The sequence below is a fragment of the Pseudarthrobacter sp. lyk4-40-TYG-27 genome (assembly GCF_030209295.1).
Lineage (GTDB): Bacteria > Actinomycetota > Actinomycetes > Actinomycetales > Micrococcaceae > Arthrobacter.
Map to the genome: position 1 here is coordinate 290224 of NZ_JARVSH010000001.1, position 25533 is coordinate 315756.

Sequence of the window (25533 nt, forward strand, 5' to 3'; positions counted from 1 at the left end):
CAAGCTGCTGACAGGGCAGCAGAAGTTTTGTGTGTCCTGCGGGACGTCAGGAAGTCCTGGAGGTCAGCCAGATGGTGAAGGCGATGATGACGCCGAGACCGGCAACCCACACGAACAGGCCTTCAGCTACCGGGCCAAGGGATCCCAGGTCGGCTCCGCCCGGGGATCCGGTGGACTCGATCTGCTTCAGGAAGGTGATGATGTCCTTCTTGCCCTCGGGGGTGATGTTGGCGTCGTTGAACACCGGCATGTTCTGCGGGCCCGTGACCATGGCCTCGTAGATGTGCTTGCCGGTTACGTCGGCAAGAGCAGGAGCAAACTTGCCGCGGGTCAGCGCACCGCCGGCGGCGGCGGCGTTGTGGCACATGGCGCAGTTGGTGCGGAACAGCTCTCCACCGGCAGCAGCGTCGCCGCCGCCGTTTGTCAGCTCGTCTGCAGGAATTGCCGGGCCGGCTCCCAGGGAAGCGACATAGGCTGCAAGCTGTGAGGTCTGCTGCTCGTTGAACTGGACAGGCTTCTTCATCGCCTGGGGTCCGTTCATCTGCATCGGCATGCGGCCGGTGCCAACCTGGAAGTCAACAGCTGCGGCGCCGACGCCCACCAGCGAGGGACCATCCTTGGAACCGCTGGCACCCATGCCGTGGCAGGTGGCGCAGTTCGCCGCGAAAAGCTTGCCGCCCTCTTCGACGTCGCTTGCGCTTGCCGTGGTGGTGCTCGCCTTGGCCTCGTTCATGCTGGTGGCCACGGCGTAGAGCCCACCAGTGATGAGGAGCCCCATCAGGAGCAGCGCTATTGCTGCAAGTGGGTGACGCCGCTTTTGTGAGAGTGCCTTCACGTGGTGGTTCCTTTATTCGATCCTGCGCCGGCTCCGGGAGCCGCTACCTGAAATTCTGCCTCTTGTAGAAAAAGAATCAAAGCTGGCTACTTGAGTACGTAGATGACCAGGAAGAGGCCGATCCACACGACGTCAACGAAGTGCCAGTAGTAAGAGGTGACGATTGCGGACGTTGCTTCGAAATGTCCGAACTTCTTCGCGGCGAAGGACCGGCCCATGATGAGCAGGAAGGCAATCAGGCCGCCAATGACGTGCAGGCCGTGGAAGCCGGTGGTCATGTAGAAGGCAGAGCCGTAAGCGTTGGAGGAGAGCGAGACGTGCTCGGAAACCAGCATTGCGTACTCGGTGGTCTGGCCGGCAACGAAGAACGCGCCCATCAGGAACGTCAGGGTGAACCATTCGTTCATTCCCCAGCGGGCGAACTGCAGGGCTCCGCCGGCGCGGCGGGGTTGCAGCCGTTCGGCGGCGAACACGCCCATCTGGCAAGTGAAGGAACTGGCCACGAGGACGATCGTGTTGACGAGCGCAAAGGGGAAGTTGAGCTTGGCTGTCTCTTCCGCCCACATCTGACCGCTCGTTGAGCGCAGCGTGAAGTACATGGCAAAGAGACCGGCGAAGAACATCAACTCGCTGGACAGCCACACTACGGTTCCGACAGAAACCATATTGGGGCGGTTCAGCGTGGGGTGCGCCGGGGTACTGGGGGCATGGGTCGCAGATGTCACATAGACATTATGTCTGCAAAAGTCCGTGCTGCCCAACGCAAACCGCCTTTTCGGGGGACTTTTTCTACAAAGACGCGAATTCGCCCCGAAAAGTTCCGGCCGACGTTCATATTGGTCAGCGCGCACCATCGCTCGATAGCATCAGCAGGTGACTTCACAGGCATCTGCAGCGTCCGGCAACACCTGGCCCCGGCTCATCTCGGCGCTGATCAAGGGCGCCGATCTTACGGCCGACAACACGTCGTGGGCCATGGACACCATCATGTCCGGCGAAGCGACGCCAACCCAGATCGCCGGTTTCCTCGTGGCACTCAGCGCCAAGGGGGAGACAGTGGCCGAGCTCTCCGGCCTGGTGGAAGCCATGCTGGCCCACGCCAAGCCGGTGGCAATCTCCGGGGAGAAGCTCGATATCGTCGGCACCGGTGGTGACCAACTTAACACTGTCAACATCTCGACGATGGCCGCCCTGGTAGCGGCGGGTGCCGGCGCCAAGGTCGTCAAGCACGGCAACCGGGCGGCGTCGTCGTCGTCCGGCTCTGCCGATGTGCTGGAGGCGCTCGGTGTCCGCCTTGACCTGCCTATCGACCGGGTGGCACGCAATGCGGAGGAAGCCGGCATCACGTTCTGCTTTGCCCAGGTCTTCCACCCCTCCTTCCGGCACACCGCCGTTCCCCGGCGCGAGCTGGCGATTCCCACCGCGTTCAACTTCCTGGGGCCTCTGACGAACCCCGCCAACGTACAGGCGTCGGCCGTCGGCGTTGCCAACGCAAGGATGGCGCCCCTCGTGGCCGGCGTCCTGGCGCGGCGGGGGAGCAGGGGATTGGTGTTCCGGGGGAACGACGGCCTCGACGAACTGACGACAACCGGTCCGTCGACCGTGTGGGAAATCCGCGACGGTGCCGTCAGCGAGCTCCGTTTCTCACCTGAAGACCTGGGCATCAGCCTGGCCACCGTGGAACAACTGCGCGGGGGAGACGCCATTGCAAATGCCGGTGTGGTCCGGGATGTGCTCTCCGGGAAGCCAGGTCCGGCCCGGGACGCGGTCCTGGTCAACGCGGCCGCCGGCCTGGTCGCCTTCGATCTCGACGCAAGTGGTCCGTTCCTGGAACGTATGCAGGCGGCTTTCGTACGGGCGGCGGACTCAATCGATTCCGGTGCAGCCGCTGCGGTGCTGGACCGCTGGGTTTCGCTGTCCCGCGCCTAGGTCCGCCTACTGTTCGAAGCCAAGCGAGAATGCGGCGTCCAAGTCGTGCTGCGAGTAGGCGCGGAAGGCAATATGCGTGGTGGTGTGGACCACTGCTGGCACCTTGGAGAGCTTGTCAGCGATGACGTCTGCCAGGTCCTCGTGCCTTGGCACCCTCGCCACGGCGATAAGGTCCCATTCCCCGGTGACGGAGTACACCTCGCTGATGCCCTCAATGGCCGATATTTCCTCGGCCGTCTCCGGAATGCGTGCGGCGTCAGTCTTGATCAGAACAAATGCGGTGACCACGTTTGAACCCCTTCAATCAGTTCCGCCGCGGCTAAGCCCGGCAGCTGTTTCCCTGCTGCCAGCCTATTACACGGGCGGGCATCTTCCGGATGCCTTCCAGGCTGGGGATTTCCCCGTTGAGCTGAGGCTTCACCTGCGACGCAGGCGTACCACGCCGGCAAGCAGCAGCCGGTAGCCCACCAGGAAAACTGCCAAGGCCAATGTGGCCACGATGATGAAGGGGAGGACCACGGTCTGGGCGGTCAGCGCCCGGAGGACCATTCCACCAACCAGGCTGCCAACCCATACGGGAACTCCTGCACGGAGTGCTGACAGTGGATTCCTCCATGCCCGTGCGGCCATCCAGCCGGCGGCTGCGCCGGCAAGGAATGGCCACGCTGTGAGCAAGACACCCAGGACCGGTTCTTCCCGGTGGTGGGCATCGCGTCCAATTGCCGCAAATGCCAGGATGAGGATGAGGTCAGCCGCGGCGGCAAGGATAACGGTTCGCGCCACAACTGATGGTGCAGGCTTCGTCTTGAGGGAATCCATGGCTTTCACTCTAGCTGTCCGGGGCAGCATGAGCGGCTGCCGGGCTGGTAGGCAGGGCCAGGGGAGTGGGGTGGTCAGGGTGCCTCCGGAAGGGGGTCGCCGGCAGGCGCTCGGCGCACCTTGCGGACAAGCCAGCTCGCCTCCCAGCTGAGCTGGTACCCGGCGTCACCATCCCACTCAACGAGGACGTCTGTGACTGTATATGCGATGGCGATGGCCCGGAGTGACCGGACCCAAACCGGGGCCGGCCGCAGTAGCAGGATCGGACGTCCCGGAGCCCGCTTCAGGGCTTCCCCCCGCAAATGGCTCTGACACGCCTGCCCGTTCGCGGGGCAGGCTGGGCAATGTTGAAGGCAGGCAAATTCTCGCATCGGGCGTCCTGGGAAACGTAGGGGTGGGGCGCCGGCGCCAGCTTCATGAAAAGGGCGGCATCCGAGGAACCGCTCCACCTTGTGGCCCGCAGCAGGCCTTTCGGCTTGCCGCCATGTGCAACAGGATAGGACCGCAAAGAGCCGCCGCACACCGGTCGCAGCTACCTATTTGCTGCAATGGGGGGTGTTGTCTCTTCGAAGCAGTTATGGGGGCATGCAGTAATGTCGGCAGGGATCGACGTCACTCCCTGCATCCGGAGAGATAGTGAACAAACCGTTATGGATCTGCACGCTGGTCGGGGCCGCTATGGGATTCAGCCTGGGCCTGGCCCTGTTTCAGAGCCCTTTCTGGGGTTGCGCTGTGGGGCTCGCCCTCGGAGGCGTGGTTGGGGCCTCCATACGCCGGCGCCACTGAGCGTCCGCCAAAATCGGGAACCGGGAGAGGGCTGCGAAGCGCTCCAGTCCAGGCTCTCCGAAAACGTTACTTTACATAATGTAGATTATCGGCGCTTTGGGAATCTCCGGGAGCGGGGCGGATCCCCAAGGCCCAATCCCGCGAATCGGCTGGTCAATCGGCACGGGGCCCATTGTCTTTGGTGCGGCGCGCGTCAAGAATGAACCAATGACGGCCTACGTGTGTTCCCTGGAAACTGCAGTCCCGACGACCAAGCTGATCCAGTCCGAAGCCCGCGATGTCTTCGCTGCGCAGCCGGGATTGTCGCGTCTGGGATCCCGGCTGGTGAACACCTGCTTTGACGGTGCAGCCATCGAGACACGGTTTACCGCCGTAGAGGAAATGACGAACGCATCCCGCTCGGACAACCCGCAGTTCTACGACCAGGAATCCGGACTCCTGCTGAATCCCAGCACCAAGGTCCGCAACGATATCTTTGCCCGGGAAGCCACGAAGCTTTTCATTGAGGCAGCCCGCGCTGCCCTGGCGGCCGTCCCGGATCTTGGTTTACTTGACATAACTCACCTCATCACTGTTTCATGCACTGGATTCTTCAACCCCGGCCCGGACTATAAGGTGGTCCGCGAGCTGGGGCTGAACCCGGCCGTCCAGCGGTACCACTTGGGCTTCATGGGCTGCTACGCGGCATTTCCCGCATTGCGCGCCGCAAAGTTGTTCTGCGAGGCCGATCCCAAGGCCGTCGTCCTGGTAGTCTGCGCGGAACTGTGTTCCCTGCACGTGCGCACGTCCAACGATCCCGATGCCATCATGGGTTCAGCGCTGTTCGCCGACGGAGCCGCTGCCGCCGTCGTCACGGCCCGGCCCGGAGCCCACGACACCGCTTTGCTCGCCCTGGACCACTTCGAAACGGTCCTCACCCCTGTCGGCGAAGACTCGATGGCCTGGAACATCGGCAACAACGGGTTCGAAATGGTGCTCGGCAACTACGTGCCCCACATCATCGACGAACACATTGTGGGCGCCCTGGAGCCCCTGCTGGCACGGGAACCGGAACTGGCGGCACTCCCCTACACCTCAATCCCCCACTGGGCCATCCATCCGGGCGGCCGCAGCATCCTGGACAAGGTCGAGTCCCGGCTTGACCTCACGGAGGAGCAGCTGGTGCCCGCCCGCGAAATCCTTCGCAACTACGGGAATATGAGCAGCGCCACGGTGCTTTTCGTCCTCAAGCACATCCTGGAACAACCACTCCGGGACGGAACCGGCGGGGGTGAACGCATTTGTTCCATGGCCTTCGGCCCAGGACTCACCGTGGAAACAGGCCTGTTTACCAAGCTCCGTCAGGCCGTTGCAAGACACGGAAAAACGTCCGATGCGGCCACCGCCGAGGCAGCCACAGTCGGCTGACCGGGTCCGGGCGATGGATTTCATGCTGGCCCGCCGCGCTGCTGCTGCCGTCGAGCAGATGGACCGCGCCGACTGTGATGCCCAGCTTTTGGACAACACCTACCGCCAGTTCGGCGTCATCAACAGAGTCTTGTCCGGGTGGCGGGGACTGTACGCGAGGGAGCTTCGGCCCATCGTTCCGCCACAGCCGCGCCCGCTGACCATCCTGGATGTCGGATGCGGCGGCGGCGACCTCGCCGTCATGCTCTCCCGCTGGGCCGCCCGGGACGGGAAAGAGATGCACATCACGGGAATCGACCCGGATCCCCGAGCCGCCCGCTTTGCCCGGCAGCGTGCTGCTGCCTCCGGTGTGGACTTCCGGCAGGCCCACAGCAGCGACCTCGTCCGCGAGAAGGCCCGGTTCGACGTCGTCATTTCCAACCATGTCCTGCACCATCTGTCTCCCGAAGAGTTCCGGCACCTGCTGGCAGATTCGGAAATCCTCGCGGAAAGGACATCGCTGCATAACGACCTCATCCGCAGCCCGGCAGCCTTCGCCCTCTTCAGCGTTGCCGCGCTGCCGTTCCGGCGCTCCTTCATCCGCGAGGACGGCCTGACTTCCATCCGGCGCAGCTATAAACCCGCTGAATTGTCCGCCGCCGCTCCCCCGGGCTGGTTCGTGGAACGGTCGTCTGCATTCCACCACGTCCTGACGTGGCGACATGGCTGAGCTGGCTGCCGATGTTGTCATCGCCGGCGGCGGCCCTGTTGGGCTGTTCCTTGCCGGGCTCCTGCTCCAGGAGGGCGTCACCGTCAAGGTGCTGGAACAGCGTACGTCACGGAACCAGCACACCCGGGCCATCGGTATCCACCCGCCGGCGCTGCAGGCACTTAGCCGGATCGGCGTGGTACCAGCCTTGGTTCGGGAGGGTGTCCGGATCCGTGAAGGCGTCGCCCTGAGCAGGGGAAGGACAGTCGGCACCATGGCTTTCGGCACTGTGTCCGCCAATTTTCCCTTTGTCCTTGCGCTGCCCCAGTTCAGGACGGAGCAAATCCTGGCGGACCGCGTGCTGGCCTTGGACCCGAACGCCCTGGTCAGGGGCGCAACCGTTACGGGGCTCACTGACGACGGCGCCGGGGTCACCGTCGCGTTCGAGTCCCCGGATCATCCATCGCTCGCGCCGGCCCGGGCCACGGCCGCACTGCTGGTGGCCGCGGACGGTGCCCGCTCCCGGCTCCGGGGCGCCCTGGGCGTGGCTGCCGCCCGCCGGACGTATCAGGACCATTACCTCATGGGGGATTTCGACGACGACAGCGGACTGGGTGAAAAGGCTGCCCTCTTCCTCGAGCAGCAGGGCATCGTGGAATCGTTCCCGCTCCCGGGCGGAATCCGCCGCTGGGTGGTGCGGCTCGACTGCCCGGCCGGTTCCGCAACGGCCACCGACCTGGCCGGCCTGGTGGGCCGGCGGACCGGAATCGTTCCCGACCCGGCCACCACTTCCATGCTGAGCGCCTTCAGCGTCAGTTCGGCCATCGCCGGCCGTACTGTGGCCGGACGGGTAATCCTGCTGGGCGACGCGGCCCATGAAATCAGCCCCATCGGCGGCCAGGGCATGAACCTGGGCTGGCTTGATGCCGAAGCACTCGCCCCGCTGGTTCTCGAGGCGCTCCCCGGCGGCCCTGCGGACAGCCACTTCAGTGACTTCGAAAGGGCCCGGCGAAGGGCAGCGGTCCGTGCGCGCCGCCAGGCCGAAATCAACATGGCGCTCGGCCGGCCCCTGCCGGCTCCGTTGCTTCGAATCCGTACGGCGGCACTCGGTACTGCCGCCTCCATTCCGGCAGTCAACCGGTGGGCAGCCATGCGGTTCACCATGCAATGAACCAGTGGTGGGCCGGGGCGTGCCTAGCGGAAATAGCAGTCGTAGCTGTCCTGGCTCACAATAAAGCCGTCTTTCACCTCAAAGACGGAGGACGTCCTGGCCCGGATGGTCTCGCCGCGATCCCAGTACCGCAGATCCATCAGCAGGGTGGCCGACCAATCGGCTTCCACGGCCACGCGGCCGCCCTCGCATGTCGTCCGACGGACCACGAACTCCTGGTCCTCCACTACCTGGCGGCTCTGGTCAGCACCGGAAAGCACGCCCTCCAGCGTCCGGGTGGATCCCTCCGGTGCCAGCAGGTGCGGCGCTTCCGTGAGGACAAATCCGTCCGAGAGGAACGGGCGGATTTCAGCGGCGCCACCCCCCGCTTCAAGGACACGGATAAACTCCAGGACACGCGCCAGCGGCGAGCCGTGCGCCAACTCATCAACCATGCAATCGACCCTAGCCGAGGTTTCCGCAGGCCGTCCCCCAGTAGGCTGTCATCATGATCCAGAGTGCTCCCCCGACGACTGCCGGACCCGACGAAATCCGCGAGGCCGTGGAGCGGATCCTGTCGACCGGTTCCCTGCCGCCGATCGTCCAGGCCGGCCACCCCGCATTGCGCCAGCAGGCCGCAGAGTTCCACGGCCAACTTTCGGCGGAGCAGCTTGGCCGCCTCATCGAGGTCATGCGCCAGGTCATGCACGAAGCCCCCGGTGTCGGCCTGGCCGCGCCCCAGCTTGGCATCCCGTTGCAACTCGCGGTCCTGGAAGACCTGTACGACGTCGACCCCGGCGCCGCAGCGCTGCGGCACCGGAGCCCGCTGGAATTCCTGGCAATCCTCAACCCCCGCTACACCCCGCAAGGGTCCGGGCAGGCAGCGTTCTACGAGGGATGCCTTTCCCTCAACGGGCTGCAGGCCGTGGTGTCGCGGCCGGACACCGTGCTGCTGGACTACCTGACGCCCGACGGCGCGGCGGAGCAGCGCGTTTTTTCCGGCTGGCAGGCCCGCATCGTCCAGCACGAGACGGACCACCTCAACGGCATCCTCTATATCGACCGTGCCCAGCTCCGTTCCCTCAGCAGCAATGCGGAATATGCGGCCCACTGGGCGGAACCCGGCATCGGCAGGGCAAGCACCGGGTTGGGGTTCGACGCCGGCCCCGCGGGAATATCCCTCGGCTGACCTCGGGCGGGCCACCCTCTGTCCAGTAACGGGCAGCAGGACGGGCAGACCACCATAAACTGGTGTCCATGCCATCCGCGGACCTCCCCCTCCTGTGCCCCGTCTGCTCGAATCCGTTGGTACTCCTCGGACCCGGCGCCGGGACGCAACCCCGGCTGGCTTGCGCTGCCGGTCACCACTTTGATGCCGCCCGGCAAGGCTACTTCAACCTGCTGGTTGGCAAGGGAACGTCGTTTGAGGCGGACAGCGCCGCCATGGTGCAGTCCCGCGTCAATTTCCTGGGGAACGGCCATTACCTGCCGCTGGCACGCGCCGTAGCTTCCGCTGTCGTCCCTTATCTCTCGGAAACAGGTGCCGCGGTGCTGGATTCCGGAACCGGAACCGGCCATTACCTCCGCGAGATCCTCGACGCCGCGGACGCTGGCGGGCGGCACGTGGCGGCCATCGGCCTGGATATATCCAAGTTTGCGCTGCGCCGCGCCGCGCGGCTCAACCCGGAAGCCATCAACATGGTCTGCGACATCTGGCAGCCCCTTCCGGTGGCCACCGGCTCGGTGGACGCTGTCACGGTGGTGTTTGCCCCGCGGAACCCGGCCGAATTCGCCCGGGTACTGCGCCCTGCCGGGGCGCTGGTGGTGGTGACTCCCCGGCCCGGCCACCTCTCGGAACTTGCCGCGGTCACCGGGATGCTCGGCATCGAAGAGGGGAAGGATGACCGCCTGGCGGAGGGCATGGCCGGCTATTTCGACCTGGACAGCTCCTCCGACGTCGACATAGCCTTCACGTTGACCCGCGCGGCCGCCGCGGACCTTGCCTTCATGGGACCGGCGGGACACCACCTGGATCCCGGGCACATCGCGGAAAGGCTGGAGAGCCGCCCCGAACCCGTGACGGCCGGCGCACGGTTCAGGCTGATGGTGTTCCGGCCCAGGAAACACGGCGCCGCGTAACGACTTGGCCACTATCCCCGGGCCGGCGCCTGCGTCCGGCGCGCTTGCCCGGTCCCCGGACTAGGATGAAAAGACAGTTGCAGGCGGGTCCGCAGACGCGGCTCCCCCGTGACGAAGGGGGAAACAGGATGTTCGAGTGGCTTGGGGAAAACTGGTGGGCGCTGTGGCTCACGGCGTTCCTGGCGTTTGCCGTGATCGAGATGATCACCCTTGACCTGTTCTTCATCATGCTCGGTGGCGGCGCTCTTGCCGCCCTGGCAGCTGACTTTGCCGGCGCCGAACCCTGGCTCCAGGTGGTGGTCTTTTGCATCGTATCCCTGCTCATGGTCGCGTTCGTGCGGCCGGTGGCACTCTCGCACCTGAAGAAGGGCCCGTCCGAGCAGCGGACCAACGTTGACCGCCTCATCGGCGAACCCGCAATCGTCATGGAGGCCGTGACCTCGGACGGCGGTTTGGTGAAAATCGGCGGCGATATTTGGAGCGCACGCTCCGCGGCGGGAGTTCTTCCCGCAGGCCAGAAAGTGGTCGTCTCGGCCATTGACGGCGCAACAGCAGTGGTTTCGGTGCCGCCGGCGGCGGCCACCGGCCCTGAAACAGCCTGACATTTGGGGGATAAGGAGTTTTATGGAAAACGCAGGCGGAACCGCACTGGCCGTTGTGTTGGTGGTCCTGATCGTGTTCGTCATCATCGTTTTGGTCCGGTCGGTCCGGATCATCCCGCAGGCACGTGCCGGCGTCGTTGAACGCCTGGGCAAATACCAGCGGACGCTCAACCCGGGGCTGACCATCCTGATTCCTTTTGTGGACCGGCTCCTGCCCTTGCTGGACCTGCGCGAACAGGTGGTTTCCTTTCCACCGCAGCCGGTGATCACGGAAGACAACCTGGTGGTGTCCATCGACACGGTGGTCTATTTCCAGGTCACAGATCCACGCGCCGCCACCTATGAGATCGCCAACTACATCCAGGCGGTGGAGCAGCTCACCACGACAACGCTGCGCAATGTGGTGGGCGGGCTTAACCTCGAGGAGGCCCTGACTTCGCGTGACCAGATCAACGGGCAGCTCCGCGGCGTTCTTGATGAGGCGACGGGCCGCTGGGGCATCCGCGTGTCCCGGGTGGAGCTGAAGGCAATCGATCCGCCCCACTCCATCCAGGACTCGATGGAGAAGCAGATGCGTGCCGAACGCGACCGGCGCGCCGCCATTCTTACCGCCGAGGGGACCAAGCAGTCCGCCATCCTTACCGCTGAAGGACAGCGGCAGGCCGCCATCCTCAAGGCCGAGGGCGAGGCCAAAGCCGCCATCCTCCGGGCAGACGGCGAGTCGCAAGCCATCCAGAAGGTCTTCGATGCGATCCACAAGGGAAACCCGGACCAGAAGCTCCTGGCCTACCAGTACCTCCAGACGCTGCCGAAACTGGCCGAAGGCTCGGCAAACAAGCTGTGGATCATCCCCAGTGAAGTCGGTGAGGCCCTGAAGGGAATCGGAAGCGCCTTGGGAGGCAACGCACCTGAACAGGCGGCGAACGGACTGTTCGACGACGTTCCGGCCCAGCGGACCGAGCCCTAACCAGACCCTGAAACAGGGAGGGACCCGCGCCGCGGGCCCCTCCCTGTTTTGGTTCCGGCGGCAAAAAGCCCGTATAATTGTGTATTTGTCCGGCAGGATACCACCAGCTGGAACAACACAGCTTCGCAATGCGTTGAATCCAATGATGCAGCACAGTGCACACAAGAGTCCGGCGGCGCATCGTCACCACCGGCAGTCGCGGAGTTTTCATCCGCGAACCGACCAGAGGGAGAAATCATGAGCGATCGCAGCCTGCGGGGCATGCGCCTTGGTGCGCAGAGCATGGAGACCGAGTCCGGAGTTGAGCCGGCTCCGCGCCAGCGGGTCGAGTACCGTTGCGAGGATGGCGAGCAGGTCTTCGTCACGTTCTCCTCCGAGGCGGAAATTCCTCCGGTATGGGTCTCCAAGACCGGCAAGGAAGCGCTCCTGGTAGACGGCGAAAAGCCGGATACGAGCAACGACAAAGCAGTCCGCACCCACTGGGACATGCTGCTGGAACGCCGGTCCCTTCCTGAGCTGGAACAGATCCTTGAGGACCGCCTCACCATTCTGCGCGAACGCCGTGGAGAGCGCCGCTCCGCTTAGGCCACGCAAAAACGAGGGGGCGTCCCCGCACTTCCAGTGCGGGGACGCCCCCTTTCTTTAACCGCGGTAAGGGCTACGAGTTTGTGTTTTTCACTTTGCCGGCGAGCGTGTTCCAGCGAGCCGCGAGTCCCCACTTGGTGACGTTGATCATGGCTTCCACCACGATGTTGCCGCTCATCTTCGAGGCGCCCAGTTCGCGTTCGACGAAGGTGATGGGGCGTTCTTCGATACGGAGGCCGAGTTTGGCGACGCGCCAGGCGAGGTCCACCTGGAAGCCGTAGCCCACCGAATCCACCTGGTCCAGGTTGAGCTTTTCCAAAGTGCTTCGGCGGAAGGCGCGGTAGCCGCCGGTGACGTCCTTGATCCGGAGGCCGAGCATCAGCCGGGCGTACGTGCTGCCCACACGGGAGATTGCCTGCCGGTACAGCGGCCAGTTGACCACGCTGCCGCCGGGGACCCAGCGCGAGCCCATGGCCAGGTCTGCGCCCTGCTCAATGGCTTCAAGGAGTTGCGGGAGCTGTTCGGGCTGGTGCGAGCCGTCGGCATCCATTTCGACGAGGACGTCGTAGCCGGCTTCCAGTCCCCACTTGAAACCTGCGATGTAGGCCGCCCCAAGGCCTTCCTTGCCTTTGCGGTGCAGGACGTGGACCTGGGGATCCTCCGCGGCGAAGCCGTCGGCCAGGGTGCCGGTACCGTCGGGGCTGTTGTCATCGACCACCAGTACGTCCGACGCCGGAACAGCCGTCCGCAGGCGCTGGAGCGTCTTGGGCAGCGATTCCAGTTCGTTGTAGGTGGGAATGATCGTAAGGACGCGCACGAAGGGCCTTTCCTGGTGGAAGTGGTCGGAGCACCTGGTGCCGGGCTGGCCGGCGGTGGGCGCAACTACCCATTATAGGGCGGTAGAAACCTGGCTCAGGAACGCAAGGCCGGGCTGGCAAACAGTTCGGCTCCGTCTTTCACGGTTTGGAGGCACACGGGATCCGAACCCGTGTCCAGCGCCGGCAGCAGCGGGGTCCTGGCACGCGGATCCGTACTCCATGATTGGACCCGGCCGTCAGCCACCTGGACCATCAGTTCTTCCACCTCCCATACGGCGAAACTTGCCGGGGCTCCGGGGACGAGTTGCCCGGCCATCGGGTTGGTGTGCCGGGCGGCCCTCCAGCCGGCGCGGGTGTGGCCCAGGAACGCGGCACGTGCGGAAATTCTTTCGCCCTCGTTGTGGTGCTCCACGCACGCGCGGACACTGGACCAAGGACGCAGCGGGGTCACCGGGCTGTCGCTGCCAAAGCAGACTGGGACCCCTGCTGAGTAGAACGAGGCGAACGGATTCATGGACCGGCTCCGCTCCCCCAGTCGTTGCTCGTAAAGCCCGCCGGGTCCGCCCCAGGCTGCGTCGAACGCCGGTTGGGCGCTCACAGTCACCGAATAGGAAGCCAGTTTTTCGACGGCGGCGGCATCCACCATTTCAACATGCTCGAAGCGGTGGCCGGCGGCACGCACCCGCTGTGCGCCGACCACTTGGGCGGCACGGTCGAGCGCCTCCAGGGCAACGTCCAGCCCGGCGTCTCCAATCACGTGGAAACCGCCTTGGATACCGGCCAGAGAACAGGCGGCGAGATGGGCTGCGGCCTGCTCGACGTCCAGGTACGCAGCGCCGCGCTCGTGGCCGGCGTCGCTGTAACCGGCCCGCAGGGCGGCAGTCCGGGAGCCAATCGATCCGTCAATATTCAGGTCCCCGGCGAGCCCGCGGATGCCACCGCCGAACTGCGCAACGAGGGCGCGGGCCTGCTCCTCGGAAGATACCGCCTCGCCCCAGTACGGCAGGATTTCGGGAACCGGCCGGGCCGATGCATCCTGTGCGTTCCATGCGACGGCGCTCTTGAGATCGTCCAGGCCGCCGATGTGGGGCGCCCCCATCTCGGCGAGGGCGACGTACCCGTTGGCGGCAGCCTCGGCCAGGGCGCGGGCCTGGTGCTGCTTCAGGGCCCCGGCCGGCAGCTTCCGTGTGGCCAGCCGCGCTGCGGCGTGGGCTGCCCGGATGACCCTGGCTCCGCCGTCGAACCCGTCCTGGCCCTGAAGGGCCGCGGACCGGGCAAGCGACGGTGAGACGAGCGCCGAGTGCACGTCAACCCTGGAAAGGTAGACCGGCCGGCCTCCGGCCGCCCGCTCCAATTCGTCCGCCGTGGGCAGCGTGGGGTCCGCCCATGTGGTCTCATCCCAGCCGTGCCCCAACACCGTGCCTTCGCCCTTAGCGCCGGCGACGGCGTCCAGGAGCTCCCGGGCAGACGTTGCTGAGCCGAGTTGCAGGGAGTCCAGGGCGATGCCGGTTTCCGTCAGGTGCATGTGCGAGTCCACGAAGCCCGGTGCCACCAGTGCGCCGCGGAGGTCGATGACCTCCATCGAGCTGTCGGCGATGGACGCAGCCGCCTGTTCAGAACCAACCCAGGCGACGGTGTCGCCATCCACCAGCATGGCTGTCGCGAATGGGTCCGCAGCGGTGTAGACGGATCCGTTGCGGTACAGGACCGGAGCGGGGCGGGACGTGGCAGCGGGATTGGGCATGGTGGGCAGGACTCCTGGGGTGTGAACAGGCCGACGCCGGCCGGCGGGGTAGAAAGGTCAGAGAACAGACGAGTAAGCGACGACGCCGCGGCGGATCAGGGTGATGGCTTCAACGCACAGCCGGGACAGGCGTGGATCAAGGCCGGGAATTTTGGCCAGTTGGTCAAGCAGGTCCACAACCTGCTTGACCCAACGGACGAAGTCGCCGGCGGCGAGGTCCGTCCCGCTCAGGACATCCTGCAGATGCCGTCCCCGGGCCCACTTGTACAGCGGCCAGACGAGTCCAAGTTCGGGTTCGCCGGTCAGCGGAAGCTTGTTCTCCTCCTCCACGTCCTCCAGGGCGGACCACTCCCTGACCACGATGTCCACGGAGGTCTCCAGCGAGACGCTGGGCATCCGTGGCCGCAGTCCCCGGTCCTCCCGCTTGGCCTGGTACACCAGGACGCTGGCCAGCGCTGCCACCTCTGTGGCGTCAAGGTCGTCGAAGGCACCCAGCCGCAGGGACTGGGAGATGAGCAGGTCCTTCTCGCCGTAGATCCGGCGCAGCCGCTGCCCGTCGGGACTGATGACAAGCCGGCCGTCTCCCGTGTCTTCCAGGTAGCCGTAAGCGGACAACACGTCGCAGACCCGGTCGAAGGTTTTGGCGATGGTATTGGTACGGCCCTGGATCTGCCGGACCAGGCCATCCGTTTCCCGCCGCAGCTTCCACCAGCGCTCGGACCACCGCGCGTGGTCTTCCCGTTCGCTGCACCCGTGGCAGGGGTGCGCCCGGAGGGCACGCCGGAGATCGGCAATGCGCTTTTCCTGGTTGGGCAGCGCCGCTCCGCGGCCGAAGTCGTGGTTCCGGTTCTGGCCGGGCGCGGGTGGGCGGTTCTCCCGCAGCGCATTCCGCGCCGAGGAGGCGAGGTCCCGGCGTGACTTGGGCACCTTGGCGTTGAAGGACTTGGGGATCCGGATCCTGGTTACGGGCGCGATGGGACCCTCAAGGTCGTCCGTGCCGATCCGCCGGAGCTGGTTGTCCAGCGTGAGGACGGCCGGCCGCGGTTCGCGGCTGCCGTGGTCGGAACTGAGGACGACGGCGGGTCCTGGCGCGCGTCCACCCGGAACGTTGACCACGTCTCCGGGCAGCAACCGGGCCAGCGAGTCGTCGCTCAGCGACTTCTGCACACGGGACTTGGTCCGGGACGTGGCGTTCTCGGCGTCCGACAATTCCCTCCGCAGCCGGGCGTACTCGGTGAAGTCGCCCAGGTGGCAGGTCATGGATTTGGCGTAACCGGCAAGGGATTCTTCCCTGCTTCGGACCTGCCTGGCGAGACCCACCACGGAGCGGTCGGCCTGGAACTGGGCAAAGGACGATTCGAGGATTTCGCGGGCCCGGGACCGGCCAAACTGTGCAAGCAGGTTGATGCTCATGTTGTAGGTGGGCCGGAAACTCGAGTTCAGCGGGTAGGTGCGCCGGGAGGCGAGGCCGGCGACCGCTGTCGGGTCCGTCCCGGGCTGCCACAGCACCACGGCGTGGCCTTCGACGTCGATGCCGCGCCGGCCGGCGCGGCCGGTGAGCTGGGTGTATTCGCCCGCGGTGATGTCCACGTGGGCCTCACCGTTGAACTTGTCCAGCTTCTCCAGCACCACCGAACGCGCGGGCATGTTCACGCCGAGGGCAAGGGTCTCCGTGGCGAAGACGGCTTTGACCAGTCCGTCGGCAAAGAGTTTCTCCACCACCTCTTTGAAAGTGGGCAGCATTCCGGCGTGATGGGCAGCGAAACCCCTGAGCAGTCCGTCGCGCCAGGTCCAAAAGCCCAGGACATCAAGGTCGTCCGGTGGGATGTCCTGCCCGGCTTCGTCTACCCGCTGCGCGATGATCCGCTGTTCGGTCTCCGTGGTAAGCCACAGGCCGGATGCGACGCATTGGGCGACTGCCCCCTCACACCCGGCACGGGAAAAGATGAAGGTGATGGCCGGCAGGAGGTCCATCCGGTCGAGGCTGGCGATCACCTGGGGGCGGCTGGCCCTGCGCACCCCTGCGGGTTCGCTGCCACGGACCGGGCGGTCATCGCCGCGCCGGCCGCGCTGGCCGCGCTTTCCCGGTCCCTGCCGGCTCCGGAAGCTTTGCTGGATTTCGCGGCGTGCCACATCAAGCAGTTCAGGGTTGACGTCAAAGCCGCGGCCCTTGGCGTCTTCGCGGGGTTTGGCCTGCGCGGGCGCCTCATCGATTCCGTCCCCACCGGGCGGGGCGATCTCGTCGAAGGTGGTTTCGCCGGCGAACAGGTCCATGATCCGGCGGCCCACCATGACGTGCTGCCATAACGGTACCGGCCGGTGCTCAGAGACAATGATGTCTGTGTCGCCGCGCACGGTGTCCAGCCACGCCCCGAATTCTTCGGCATTGGAGACGGTGGCGCTCAACGAAGCTACCTGGACCTCGCTGGGCAGATGGATGATGACTTCTTCCCAGACCGCCCCGCGGAACCGGTCGGCCAGGTAGTGCACTTCGTCCATGACCACGTAGCCAAGGTCGCCAAGCGTGGCAGAGTCGGCATACAGCATGTTCCGGAGGACCTCGGTGGTCATCACCACCACCTGCGCGTCGCCGTTGATGCTGGTGTCGCCGGTAAGGAGCCCCACGTTGTCCGCGCCGTACTTCGCGGCGAGCTCGCTGAATTTCTGGTTGCTGAGCGCCTTGATGGGCGTGGTGTAGAACGCCTTCAGGCCACGTTGCAGGGCCAGGTAGATGGCAAACTCGCCAACGATGGTTTTGCCCGCGCCGGTGGGGGCCGCCACCAGGACTCCCCTGCCTTCCTGCAGTGAACGGCAGGCCTGCCGCTGGAAGTCGTCAAGCTCGAACTCGAGGGTTCCGGAAAACTGTCCCAGGTACGTGGCGGCTTCAGCCCTGCGTTCGGCGCTGGCACGGTACCTTTCAGCGGGAGACAGTTCTTCTGAATCGGTGGGCCCGGTGGAGAACGGCCCGGTGTTGGAAGACATATCCCAAGCCTAGCGGCAGGCTAGAGCTTCTTGAGTTCACTGCTCGGGGTGGCTACGTCTGCGGTGGCCTCGGTTTCGGCAACCTGCTTGGCCTGGCGGCGGTCACGCCGCTTGTCATTCATGATGCAGATCCCAATGGCGGCAAAGAACAGCGCCAGCAGGGGCCCGGCGAGCATGAACATCGAGATGGCATCCGCGCCCGGGGCGGCGATAGCTGCCAGGACGAAGACGAGGAACACCGTGATGCGCCACGCTTTGAGGATGGTGCGGCCGGACACAAGGCCTGCCATATTGACGCCGACCAGGACCACCGGAACCAGGAACGCCAGGCCCAGCATCAGCACCATGCGCGTGACGAATTCGATGTAGGTGCGTGCATCGATCACACTTGAGGAGCCTGCGGGGGTGAATTGCGTCAGCGCATGCACCACCTGGGGAACCACCAGCCACCCAACCCAAATGCCGGCAAGGAACAGCGGGATGGCGGCTGCCATGTAGCCCAGGGTGTAGCGGCGTTCCTTGGACGTCAGGCCGGGAGTGATAAACGCCCACAGCTGGTAGATCCAGATCGGGCTGGAGATCACTGCCCCAATGAGGAGCGACATCTGGAGCTTGAAGTCAAAGGGTGAGGCGATGGTCCCGAAGTTGATGGCGGCCAGGCCGCCGGTTTCATCGGAGATCCTGTTGACCGGCTCGGCCAGCGCCTTCAACAGCGGATCGTAAAGTATCCAGCCCCCAATGCCGCCGATAACGACGCCGATGGCCGACTTGATCAGCCGGTTCTTCAGCTCCTTGAGGTGCTCCCAGAGGGACATCCGTCCCTCTGGGTTGGCTTTACGGGCCCGCGACAGTGCCACGGGAGGTCAGGCGCGGGTCGACGGCGGAACGTCAGTGCCGTCTGTCGGCTCACCGGGCTTCGCCTTGGGATGGTTCACGATGGTGCCTTCCACCGGCCCGGAGGGCTCGGCGGGCTCGGCTTTTCCGTCGTTCTTCATTTCCTTTACCTCGGATTTGATAATCCGCATTGACTGGCCCAGGCTGCGGGCCATGGCCGGAAGCTTGGGGGCGGCGAAAAGAAGCAAAGCTACGACGATGATAATGACGATTGGCCAGGGGCCATCAAAGAGTCTTCCCACGGGAAATCCTTTCCTCTAAATACATCCTACTTCTATGTGAAGTCGAGATCTCCGAACGCCTGCGGCTGGCCCCGGTCCTTTTTGCGCTGCACTCGACGGCGGCGGCGTTCTTCCTGCCTGGCCGATTTGGATGCCTCGTAATCATGTCTCATGACAGCGGGCGAGGCAAAAACGGCCGAACCTGGCGCGACACCTAATGGAGCGGCGGGCTCCTCCGGCAACCCGGCCGGACCCAGGCTTCCCAGCCTGGCGGCAGCCTCGCTGAGGTCCCTTACCGTAGCCATGAACTGGCGGTAAAGGCGGATGCCCAACAGGACATAGAACAGCAGGGACACCGCAACAAGCGCTATCCATATCAGGATCCAGGACCACCAAGGCATGCTGGAAGTCTATCCGCCGTAGGTTGCCAGCGACGCCGCGAGCCACTCGCTTGCCGCCGCGGCAAGTTCCGCCGGCGCCAGGATCCTGGCCGTGCCCCCGTGCTGGGCCACGAACATGGGCAGCCACGCAGTGCTGCCAAACCTGATCTCGGCCACCAGGCCGCCGTCGGGCAATTCCGCGGTGCGCTCCGCGTAATAGTCGTCCGCCAGGCCCCTCCCCTGCCGGGTGAGCTGGATGATCACTGTGGTGTCGTCGTCGTTGGGGGTGAAGAGTTTGGCGGGCACGCCGCGGCCGGGCGTGGCGTGGCGGCCTGCAGGTGCGCCGTTGGGGTGCACCTCCTGCACCCGGTCCAGGCGGAAGTTCCGAAGTCCTGACACGCTGTGGCACCAGGCTTCGAAATACCAGGTGTTGTCCAGCGAATAGAGCCGTAGGGGGTCGACATCCCGGATCGTGACCGCGTCCCGCTGGGGCGAGAGGTAGGTCAGCCGCAGCTGGGAGCGGGTTTCAATGGCCTGCCGGATGGTGGCATGGGTGTCGGCGTCTGCCGGTGCCACCTGGGGTCCGGCAATGGAGGCCGCCTGGAGGCCTTCCTCACCGGCTGCGGCGAGCAGCTTGAGGGTGACCGATTCCAGTGCACCGCCGCCGGGCAGGTCGGGCAGGCCGTTGAGCGTTTCGAGGCCCGTCAGCAGTGCGCAGGCTTCCTCCACGGTGAATCGGACGGGACGCTTCAAGTCCAGATCCTGGGAAATGAAGACGTGGCCGTCTTCCCATTGGATATCAAGCAGGTCATCCGGGTAACCCTCGGGCAGCCCGGAGCAGATGAGGATCTGGAGATCAGCCTCCAGTTCCTCGCGGGTGATCCCGAAATGCTTTGCGACATCCTGGATGTGCAGGCCCTGGTTGTGGACCAGGAAAGGGACCAGTTGGAGCATGCGCTTGAGCTGGTCCTCGGAGGTCCGCTTGCGGGCGGCCCGGGCGTGGACGTCGACGAACGTGTAGGCGGGGATGGGTGCGGCGCTGAAGGCGGCGGCGGCCCTAAGCCGGCGGCGCACGGCAGCGGCGAGGTCTTCCGGGTCCACCACCAGCGCGTCCGGCCCGTAGGAGGCGAGTTCCTCGGCAAGCACTTCCGGATCCCGGTATTCCAGGACAAGCCGGTCAAAGCCGTCGGCGGGCGGTCCGCCCGGCACCTGCGTTGCGGCGGCTCCGGCACGGCTCCGCAAGGCGAGGAGGCGCCCCTTCCTGACGTCCACGACGGCGGCGCGCAGCGGCAGTTCAGGCAGCCGGTCCAATGCGGCGCGGATACTGAAGTCCGCGGGCGGGGCGTACTGGTCTTTGCTTAGTACCGTGACGGCGCTGGTGAACCGGGAAAGACGGAAATGCCGGGGCGCGTTGCGGATGCGGTCCTTCCCCATCAGGTACCACTGGCCAAAGCGGCTGCCAAGGCCCCAGGGTTCCACCACCCGTTCTTCCTCCTTGCCGGTGCTGCCGGCCAGGTAGGTGAAGCTGACCGGATGCCGGGCATGCATGGCGGTGACGATGTCATCAAAGGCTTGTCCGGCGGGCTTGATCCGGGGTTGGACACCGGCGGGCAGTTCAACGTCCGCCAGCTGTCCGGAGGCCTGGATTTTGCGAAGTGCGCTCTGGGCCGCCGCGCCCAGGGCCGCCCGCTCCCAGAGCTGCGAGGCGAGCAGCAGGACGGTCCATTCTTCTGGTGCCAGCTGGACGTCGGGGAGCCTGTTGGATTCCTTGCCGATCCGGTAGCGCGTGGTGGCGGGGTCGTCTTCGCTCCAGCCGGTGTCCGTGAGGGTCTCGACGTCGAAGCCCATCGCCCGCAGGTCGTTTTTGTCGCGCTCGAACATCCGTCCAAATGCGACGTCGTTGCCGGAGGCGTCGTGGTAGACCTTCTCCCGCAGTTCACTGCGCCGCAGCCCATAGCGGGTATTCAGGAGCGCGATCAACAGGTTGAGGAGTCGTTCAGTGCGGGATACGGACACCTTGGCTACGTTACTAAACTCCTCCGCCTTAAACCGAAAGCGCGGCAGCACCGGGAAACATCCCCGTGCTGCCGCGCCTGTGGTTGGTGCGGTGTGCTGAAAGTCAGCGGACCCCGACGAGGTCCACAACGAAGATCAGCGCCTCGTTGGGCTTGATCGCTCCACCGGCTCCTCGGGAGCCGTATGCCAGTTCTGAGGGGATCTCGAGGCGGCGGCGGCCGCCGACCTTCATGCCCAGCAGGCCTTGGTCCCAGCCCTGGATGACCTGGCCGACGCCGACACGGAAGTCCAGCGGTGCGCCGCGGCCCCATGAGGCGTCGAACTCTTCGCCCGTGGACCAGGCCACGCCAACATAGTGGGTGGAGACGGTGTCGCCCGCCTGGGCTTCCCGGCCGTCGCCCTCAATGATGTCGGTGATGACCAGTTCCGTGGGGACGTCGCCTTCCGGAAAATCGATTTCGGGCTTCTGGCGGTCGAATTCCCGCTGTCCAAACGACATGTTTGCTCCTCTGCGTGAGTGTACTGGTGGGTGCCGCGAAAGGATGCGGCCTCCTTGTAAGTGTTGCTACTTGACCCCGAGGATGTCCACTACGAAGACAAGGTCACCCTTCGCCTGGCCCTGGCCGGCGTCGCCATAAGCCAGGTCCTTGGGGATGACCAGCAGGACACGGGAGCCTACCGTCTTGCCGGCCAGGCCCTGGGTCCAGCCTTTGATGACACCGGTCAACGGGAAGGTTGCCGGTTGGCCGCGGTCGAAGCTGGAATCAAACTTTGTGCCGTCGGCGAGGTTGACGCCAACGTAGTTCACGGTCAGGGTGTCGGATTCCTTGACGGTGGCGCCCGTGCCCTTGATCAGGTCCTGCGATACGAGGGATGTGGGCGCGGGGGCACCCGCAACGTTGATTTCCGGCTTGCCGTCTTTTTCCGTCACGGTGGGCAGGCCGGGAGGCGGCGTCACGGTCTCGCCTTGGGGCTTGTCCAGGACGGGCGTGGAGTCGGCAGCGGAAATGACTTTGATGATCAGCAACTGGGTGGGATCAGCTGCAGCGCTCGGGCTGGGGCTGGCGCCGTCGGACGGGCTGGGGCTGGCTGACGGGGCACTTTGCTGGCCGGGGACGGCCAAGGCCAGGCTGGATCCGACCTTCGCGCCAACGAAGGCGTTGTAGATGACCGGGCTGCTGGTCTTGAGGTCGTCGGTCAGCTCGAGGCTCTCGGGCTCGCTGGGGAACGTGTCCTCCAGCTGGGATCCGTCGGTGCCGTTCAGGGCCAGGATCGAAATCTTGGCTACCTGGTTTGCCTTGACGGCGTCGCCGCTGCCTTGGGAAACGACCTTGATGGTCGGTTCAGTGACGGACAGGGGCTTGTCGAAGTCCACGCCCGGGGCCTTCTTGTCCCCGTTGTCCGTGAGTTTGAGGGAGTCGAACTTTGCAGTCTCCCCGGCGGACTGGCTGGTGGGCTCAGGCTGTGAAGCTGTGCCTCCACAGGCGGTCAGCAGCAGCAGGCCGGGAAGGAGGATTGCTAGTAGTCGGCGCACGTAGGAAACTTTCGTCGGGGCAAGATGGATACGGCATTCCGCATGGCAGCGGACAATGCCGTGGCAGGTCCCGTTAAAAGGACCTTATCCAGAATAGACCCTGAAGCTGGACGTCAGCCCATAGAGTCGAGCAGGGCATCCACGCGCTCATCTACGCTGCGGAACGGATCCTTGCAGAGAATGGTCTGGTGGGCACGGTCGTTGAGCTTCAGGTGCACCCAGTCCACCGTGTAGTCGCGGCCCAACTCCTGCGCGCGGCGGACAAAGTCGCCCCGCAGCTTGGCGCGCGTGGTTTGCGGCGGCGCGTCCACGGCTCCCTTGATGACGGTATCGTCAACGATCCGGCGCACGGCACCGCGGGACTGCAGCAAATAGTAGATGCCCCGGCTGCGGGAGATGTCGTGGTACGTCAGGTCCAGCTGGGCGATGCGTGGCGCCTCCAGGCCCAGGCCATGGCGTTCGCGGTAGTTGTCCATCAGCTTCTTCTTGATGGCCCAGTCGATTTCGGTGTCGATGCTCCTGGTATCACCGGTCTCGATCGCGTGGAGGGTCCGTTCCCACAGGTCCAGGATTACTGGAACGTGCGGGTTGTGCGCGCCATGTTCCTGGACGAAAGCGGTGACCTTGGTGAGGTACTCCTGCTGGATCTCCAGGGCGGTAAGCTGGCGGCCGTTGGCGAGCCGCACGAGTGCCCTGCCGCTGAGGTCATGGGAAATTTCGCGGATGCTCCGGATGGGGTTTTCCATCCGCATGTCGCGCATGATCACGCCTGCTTCGATCATCCGCAGGACCAGGTCCACGGTGCCCACCTTCATGAGCGCTGTGGCCTCTGACATGTTCGAGTCCCCGACAATGACGTGGAGCCGACGGTAGAACTCGGCATCCGCGTGTGGCTCGTCCCGGGTGTTGATGATGGGGCGTGACCGGGTGGTTGCGGAGGATACGCCCTCCCAAATGTGGTCGGCACGCTGGGAGAACGCGTAGGTGGCTCCGTGCGGCGTCTTGAGGATCTTTCCGGCCCCTGCGATGAGCTGGCGGGTCACCAGGAAAGGGATCAGGATCTCCGCGAGGCGGGAGAATTCCCCGCGCCGCGGGATGAGGTAGTTCTCGTGGCTGCCGTAGGAGTTCCCGGCGGAGTCCGTGTTGTTCTTGAACAAATAAACGGTGCCGTTGAAGCCCTCCGCCGCCAGCCTGGCTTGGGCTTCGTCCACGAGGTCGTCGAGGATCAGCTCGCCCGCGCGGTCATGGGCGATCAGCTGGGCAAGGTCATCGCACTCGGCGGTGGCGTACTCGGGGTGGGATCCAACATCGAGGTAGAGCCGGGAACCGTTGGTGAGGAAAACATTGGATGAGCGTCCCCAGCTGACCACCTTCCTGAAGAGGTACCGCGCCACCTCTTCGGGAGCAAGAGGCCTCGAGTCGGGGCTTGAATACGAGATCCCGAATTCGGTTTCGATACCGAAGATTCTCTTGTCCATGTGGTCCTCCTAGGCCAGCAATGCCGTAATGTCCGCGTCGTTCAGCCTGCGGAAGGCGCGCCGTGTCCCGCGGGAGCTTTCGGAACGCCTGTCCAGGACCGCCACTTCGAGGGCGCTTGCGGGCAGCGGGGTGGGCGGTTGGTCCGTGTCCGCGGCGGGGGTCAGCCCTTTCAGGGCCAGGCGGACGGCGTCGGCGAACCCCAGGGAGGCCTGCCAGCCGGCGTCGATGGCGGAGGAGACTTTTTCGGCCTGCCCACCCATGACGACGAAGCTGTGTTCGTCTGCGATCGAGCCGTCGAAGGTCAGGCGGTACAGGTGGTCGTCGGCCTGGGTGGGGCCCACCTCGGCGACGGCAAGCTCCACCTCGAAGGGCTTTTGCTCGGCGGTGAAGACTGCTCCGAGGCTTTGCGCGTACACGCTGGCCAGCCCGCGGGCGGTGACGTCCTCGCGGTCATAGGAGTAGCCGCGAACGTCGGCGTAGCGGACACCTGCCTGGCGGAGGCTTTCAAATTCGTTGTATTTCCCTACGGCTGCGAAAGCGATCTTGTCGTAAATCTCGCCGATCTTGTGCAGTGACGGGGAAGGGTTCTCGGCGACCAGGGCGATGCCGTCCGCGCAGCTGATCACTACCACCGAGCGGCCGCGGGCGATGCCCTTCCGCGCGAAGTCCGCGCGGTCCTTCATCAGCTGTTCAGGCGAGACGTAGAACTGCTGCGTCATCTCAGGCCTCCCGTCCGGCGATGGTGCGGGATTCGATGATGTTCCGCGATGCGGCCGATAGTTCGGCGTCCGGAACCCGCCGGGCGCCCGTCCTGTCCACGGTATAGACCACCGGCCACAACTGCCGGACGGTATCCGGACCGCCGGTGGCGGAGTCATCGTCCGCCGCGTCGTAGAGGGATTCCACGGCCACGGACAGCGCCTCGGCGGCGGTGAGGTTGGGCCGCCAAAGCTTCTTCAAGGCCCCGCGGGCGAAGACTGAACCCGAGCCCACCGTGTGGTGTTCGTGTTCCTCGTACCTGCCTCCGGTGACGTCATAGGAGAACAACCTGCCCACGTTGGCGCCCGTGTCGAAGCCGGCGAAGAGCGGTACCACTGCCAGGCCCTGCAATGCCATGGGCAGATTGCCCCTGATCATGGCGCCCAGCCGGTTTGCCTTTCCCTCAAGGCTGAGCTGGGTGCCCTCGATCTTCTCGTAGTGCTCGAGTTCAACCTGGAAGAGCCGGGTCAGGTCGATAGCAATGCCTGCGGTTCCGGCGATGCCAAGGACCGAGAAGCGGTCGGCGGGGAAAACCTTCTCAATGTGCCGGCTGGCAATGACATTGCCCATGGTGGCCCGCCGGTCGCCCGCCATCAGGACACCGTCGGTGTAGCTCATCGCTACGATCGTGGTGGCGTGGGGAACCTGCACGGGGGCAGCCGCTGACGCGCTGCCGGAGAAGGACCGGCTAAAGGGCAATAGCTCCGGCCGGTCCCGCTGCAGATGCTCGGTAAAGGACGAGGTGGCGTTGGCGGCTACCTGGTTGGCGGTTGATTCCTGCACTCATCACTCCTTGAAC

26 protein-coding genes are annotated in these 25533 nt (G+C 65.2%); 9 read left to right on the top strand and 17 right to left on the bottom strand.

Annotated features, from left to right (window positions below; all coding sequences use genetic code 11):
• Positions 1-46: 46 nt before the first annotated feature.
• Both qcrC and ctaE read right to left on the bottom strand, forming a co-directional pair.
• The gene (gene qcrC / locus QRM96_RS01375; RefSeq protein ID WP_018761369.1) at positions 47-835 is read right to left on the bottom strand and encodes a cytochrome bc1 complex diheme cytochrome c subunit; all 789 of its coding nucleotides are present in this window, start codon (positions 833-835) and stop codon (positions 47-49) included.
• 86 nt (positions 836-921) lie between these two features.
• Entirely contained in the window at positions 922-1560 is a 639-nt protein-coding gene (ctaE, locus tag QRM96_RS01380; RefSeq protein ID WP_196803315.1) for an aa3-type cytochrome oxidase subunit III, read from the bottom strand.
• Between the two features lie 148 nt (positions 1561-1708).
• Here ctaE and trpD point away from each other — a divergent pair, with 148 nt between their 5' ends.
• The gene (gene trpD, locus QRM96_RS01385; protein ID WP_133831569.1) at positions 1709-2764 is read left to right on the top strand and encodes an anthranilate phosphoribosyltransferase; all 1056 of its coding nucleotides are present in this window, start codon (positions 1709-1711) and stop codon (positions 2762-2764) included.
• 6 nt (positions 2765-2770) lie between these two features.
• On the opposite strand, the gene QRM96_RS01390 is transcribed toward trpD, so the two are convergent.
• Together QRM96_RS01390 and QRM96_RS01395 are read right to left on the bottom strand one after the other, a co-directional pair.
• Positions 2771-3052, bottom strand: coding sequence for an Lrp/AsnC family transcriptional regulator (locus tag QRM96_RS01390; protein WP_018761366.1), 282 nt, complete (start codon positions 3050-3052; stop codon positions 2771-2773).
• A 129-nt stretch (positions 3053-3181) separates the two neighbouring features.
• Entirely contained in the window at positions 3182-3583 is a 402-nt protein-coding gene (locus QRM96_RS01395) for a DUF3054 domain-containing protein (protein ID WP_051083435.1), read from the bottom strand.
• A gap of 993 nt (positions 3584-4576) precedes the next feature.
• Between QRM96_RS01395 and QRM96_RS01400 the strand changes: the two genes are divergently transcribed.
• The 3 genes from QRM96_RS01400 to QRM96_RS01410 are packed head-to-tail and all read left to right on the top strand — an operon-like array spanning position 4577 to position 7635.
• The gene (locus tag QRM96_RS01400) at positions 4577-5776 is read left to right on the top strand and encodes a type III polyketide synthase (protein ID WP_109044584.1); all 1200 of its coding nucleotides are present in this window, start codon (positions 4577-4579) and stop codon (positions 5774-5776) included.
• 22 nt (positions 5777-5798) lie between these two features.
• Positions 5799-6485 carry a class I SAM-dependent methyltransferase gene (locus tag QRM96_RS01405; RefSeq protein WP_285318361.1) on the top strand — a complete coding sequence of 229 codons (687 nt, stop codon included), beginning with the start codon at positions 5799-5801 and terminating at the stop codon, positions 6483-6485.
• A complete protein-coding gene (locus QRM96_RS01410; protein ID WP_285318070.1) occupies positions 6478-7635 on the top strand; it encodes an FAD-dependent oxidoreductase in 1158 nt (385 codons plus the stop codon). Before QRM96_RS01405 ends, QRM96_RS01410 begins: the two co-directional genes overlap by 8 nt.
• 23 nt (positions 7636-7658) lie before the next feature.
• Here the strand turns inward: QRM96_RS01410 and QRM96_RS01415 are convergent, their stop codons facing one another.
• On the bottom strand, positions 7659-8069 hold the full coding sequence (locus tag QRM96_RS01415; RefSeq protein ID WP_109044586.1) for a nuclear transport factor 2 family protein: 411 nt from the start codon (positions 8067-8069) through the stop codon (positions 7659-7661).
• Positions 8070-8122: 53 nt separating this feature from the next.
• On the opposite strand from QRM96_RS01415, the gene QRM96_RS01420 reads away from it, so the two are divergent.
• The 5 genes from QRM96_RS01420 (at position 8123) to QRM96_RS01440 (ending at position 11907) form a co-directional block, all read left to right on the top strand.
• A complete protein-coding gene (locus QRM96_RS01420; RefSeq protein ID WP_018761360.1) occupies positions 8123-8803 on the top strand; it encodes a peptide deformylase in 681 nt (226 codons plus the stop codon).
• Positions 8804-8871: 68 nt separating this feature from the next.
• Entirely contained in the window at positions 8872-9753 is an 882-nt protein-coding gene (locus tag QRM96_RS01425; RefSeq protein WP_285318071.1) for a putative RNA methyltransferase, read from the top strand.
• A gap of 128 nt (positions 9754-9881) precedes the next feature.
• A complete protein-coding gene (locus QRM96_RS01430) occupies positions 9882-10355 on the top strand; it encodes an NfeD family protein (RefSeq protein ID WP_018761358.1) in 474 nt (157 codons plus the stop codon).
• Positions 10356-10377: 22 nt separating this feature from the next.
• Positions 10378-11322 carry an SPFH domain-containing protein gene (locus QRM96_RS01435; RefSeq protein ID WP_109044588.1) on the top strand — a complete coding sequence of 315 codons (945 nt, stop codon included), beginning with the start codon at positions 10378-10380 and terminating at the stop codon, positions 11320-11322.
• A 237-nt stretch (positions 11323-11559) separates the two neighbouring features.
• A complete protein-coding gene (locus QRM96_RS01440; protein ID WP_018761356.1) occupies positions 11560-11907 on the top strand; it encodes an RNA polymerase-binding protein RbpA in 348 nt (115 codons plus the stop codon).
• A 73-nt stretch (positions 11908-11980) separates the two neighbouring features.
• On the opposite strand, the gene QRM96_RS01445 is transcribed toward QRM96_RS01440, so the two are convergent.
• The 12 genes from QRM96_RS01445 to prcB all read right to left on the bottom strand — a co-directional run bounded on the left by QRM96_RS01445 (position 11981) and on the right by prcB (position 25517).
• On the bottom strand, positions 11981-12724 hold the full coding sequence (locus tag QRM96_RS01445; RefSeq protein ID WP_018761355.1) for a polyprenol monophosphomannose synthase: 744 nt from the start codon (positions 12722-12724) through the stop codon (positions 11981-11983).
• Between the two features lie 95 nt (positions 12725-12819).
• Positions 12820-14469: an amidohydrolase gene (locus tag QRM96_RS01450; protein ID WP_285318073.1), complete on the bottom strand. Its 1650-nt coding sequence runs from the start codon at positions 14467-14469 to the stop codon at positions 12820-12822.
• Between the two features lie 57 nt (positions 14470-14526).
• Positions 14527-17451: a DEAD/DEAH box helicase gene (locus tag QRM96_RS01455; RefSeq protein ID WP_109044590.1), complete on the bottom strand. Its 2925-nt coding sequence runs from the start codon at positions 17449-17451 to the stop codon at positions 14527-14529.
• Between the two features lie 20 nt (positions 17452-17471).
• Positions 17472-18266 carry a twin-arginine translocase subunit TatC gene (gene tatC, locus QRM96_RS01460; RefSeq protein ID WP_018761352.1) on the bottom strand — a complete coding sequence of 265 codons (795 nt, stop codon included), beginning with the start codon at positions 18264-18266 and terminating at the stop codon, positions 17472-17474.
• 48 nt (positions 18267-18314) lie between these two features.
• Entirely contained in the window at positions 18315-18587 is a 273-nt protein-coding gene (tatA, locus tag QRM96_RS01465; protein ID WP_018761351.1) for a Sec-independent protein translocase subunit TatA, read from the bottom strand.
• A 32-nt stretch (positions 18588-18619) separates the two neighbouring features.
• Positions 18620-18967: a hypothetical protein gene (locus QRM96_RS01470; RefSeq protein ID WP_018761350.1), complete on the bottom strand. Its 348-nt coding sequence runs from the start codon at positions 18965-18967 to the stop codon at positions 18620-18622.
• Positions 18968-18976: 9 nt separating this feature from the next.
• The gene (locus tag QRM96_RS01475; protein WP_285318075.1) at positions 18977-20962 is read right to left on the bottom strand and encodes a helix-turn-helix transcriptional regulator; all 1986 of its coding nucleotides are present in this window, start codon (positions 20960-20962) and stop codon (positions 18977-18979) included.
• A gap of 103 nt (positions 20963-21065) precedes the next feature.
• Complete coding sequence (locus QRM96_RS01480; protein ID WP_018761348.1) at positions 21066-21461, bottom strand: FKBP-type peptidyl-prolyl cis-trans isomerase; 396 nt, start codon at positions 21459-21461, stop codon at positions 21066-21068.
• Positions 21462-21527: 66 nt separating this feature from the next.
• Positions 21528-22496 carry an FKBP-type peptidyl-prolyl cis-trans isomerase gene (locus tag QRM96_RS01485; protein WP_018761347.1) on the bottom strand — a complete coding sequence of 323 codons (969 nt, stop codon included), beginning with the start codon at positions 22494-22496 and terminating at the stop codon, positions 21528-21530.
• Positions 22497-22609: 113 nt separating this feature from the next.
• Entirely contained in the window at positions 22610-23974 is a 1365-nt protein-coding gene (gene pafA / locus QRM96_RS01490; protein WP_018761346.1) for a Pup--protein ligase, read from the bottom strand.
• 9 nt (positions 23975-23983) lie between these two features.
• Positions 23984-24694, bottom strand: a complete 711-nt coding sequence (gene prcA / locus QRM96_RS01495) for a proteasome subunit alpha (protein ID WP_018761345.1) — start codon at positions 24692-24694, stop codon at positions 23984-23986.
• 1 nt (position 24695) lies between these two features.
• Positions 24696-25517 carry a proteasome subunit beta gene (gene prcB / locus QRM96_RS01500; protein ID WP_018761344.1) on the bottom strand — a complete coding sequence of 274 codons (822 nt, stop codon included), beginning with the start codon at positions 25515-25517 and terminating at the stop codon, positions 24696-24698.
• Positions 25518-25533: the final 16 nt, after the last annotated feature.

What these genes read in the sequence shown, in the direction of transcription:
- QRM96_RS01395 (WP_051083435.1), bottom strand. Translation starts at nt 3,583, where the DNA reads ATGGATTCCCTCAAGACGAAGCCTGCACCATCAGTTGTGGCGCGAACC.
- QRM96_RS01400 (WP_109044584.1), top strand. Translation starts at nt 4,577, where the DNA reads ATGACGGCCTACGTGTGTTCCCTGGAAACTGCAGTCCCGACGACCAAG.
- QRM96_RS01405 (WP_285318361.1), top strand. Translation starts at nt 5,799, where the DNA reads ATGCTGGCCCGCCGCGCTGCTGCTGCCGTCGAGCAGATGGACCGCGCC.
- QRM96_RS01410 (WP_285318070.1), top strand. Translation starts at nt 6,478, where the DNA reads ATGGCTGAGCTGGCTGCCGATGTTGTCATCGCCGGCGGCGGCCCTGTT.
- QRM96_RS01415 (WP_109044586.1), bottom strand. Translation starts at nt 8,069, where the DNA reads ATGGTTGATGAGTTGGCGCACGGCTCGCCGCTGGCGCGTGTCCTGGAG.
- QRM96_RS01420 (WP_018761360.1), top strand. Translation starts at nt 8,123, where the DNA reads ATGATCCAGAGTGCTCCCCCGACGACTGCCGGACCCGACGAAATCCGC.
- QRM96_RS01425 (WP_285318071.1), top strand. Translation starts at nt 8,872, where the DNA reads ATGCCATCCGCGGACCTCCCCCTCCTGTGCCCCGTCTGCTCGAATCCG.
- QRM96_RS01430 (WP_018761358.1), top strand. Translation starts at nt 9,882, where the DNA reads ATGTTCGAGTGGCTTGGGGAAAACTGGTGGGCGCTGTGGCTCACGGCG.
- QRM96_RS01435 (WP_109044588.1), top strand. Translation starts at nt 10,378, where the DNA reads ATGGAAAACGCAGGCGGAACCGCACTGGCCGTTGTGTTGGTGGTCCTG.
- QRM96_RS01440 (WP_018761356.1), top strand. Translation starts at nt 11,560, where the DNA reads ATGAGCGATCGCAGCCTGCGGGGCATGCGCCTTGGTGCGCAGAGCATG.
- QRM96_RS01450 (WP_285318073.1), bottom strand. Translation starts at nt 14,469, where the DNA reads ATGCCCAATCCCGCTGCCACGTCCCGCCCCGCTCCGGTCCTGTACCGC.
- QRM96_RS01455 (WP_109044590.1), bottom strand. Translation starts at nt 17,451, where the DNA reads ATGTCTTCCAACACCGGGCCGTTCTCCACCGGGCCCACCGATTCAGAA.
- tatC (WP_018761352.1), bottom strand. Translation starts at nt 18,266, where the DNA reads ATGTCCCTCTGGGAGCACCTCAAGGAGCTGAAGAACCGGCTGATCAAG.
- QRM96_RS01470 (WP_018761350.1), bottom strand. Translation starts at nt 18,967, where the DNA reads ATGCCTTGGTGGTCCTGGATCCTGATATGGATAGCGCTTGTTGCGGTG.
- QRM96_RS01480 (WP_018761348.1), bottom strand. Translation starts at nt 21,461, where the DNA reads ATGTCGTTTGGACAGCGGGAATTCGACCGCCAGAAGCCCGAAATCGAT.
- pafA (WP_018761346.1), bottom strand. Translation starts at nt 23,974, where the DNA reads ATGGACAAGAGAATCTTCGGTATCGAAACCGAATTCGGGATCTCGTAT.
- prcA (WP_018761345.1), bottom strand. Translation starts at nt 24,694, where the DNA reads ATGACGCAGCAGTTCTACGTCTCGCCTGAACAGCTGATGAAGGACCGC.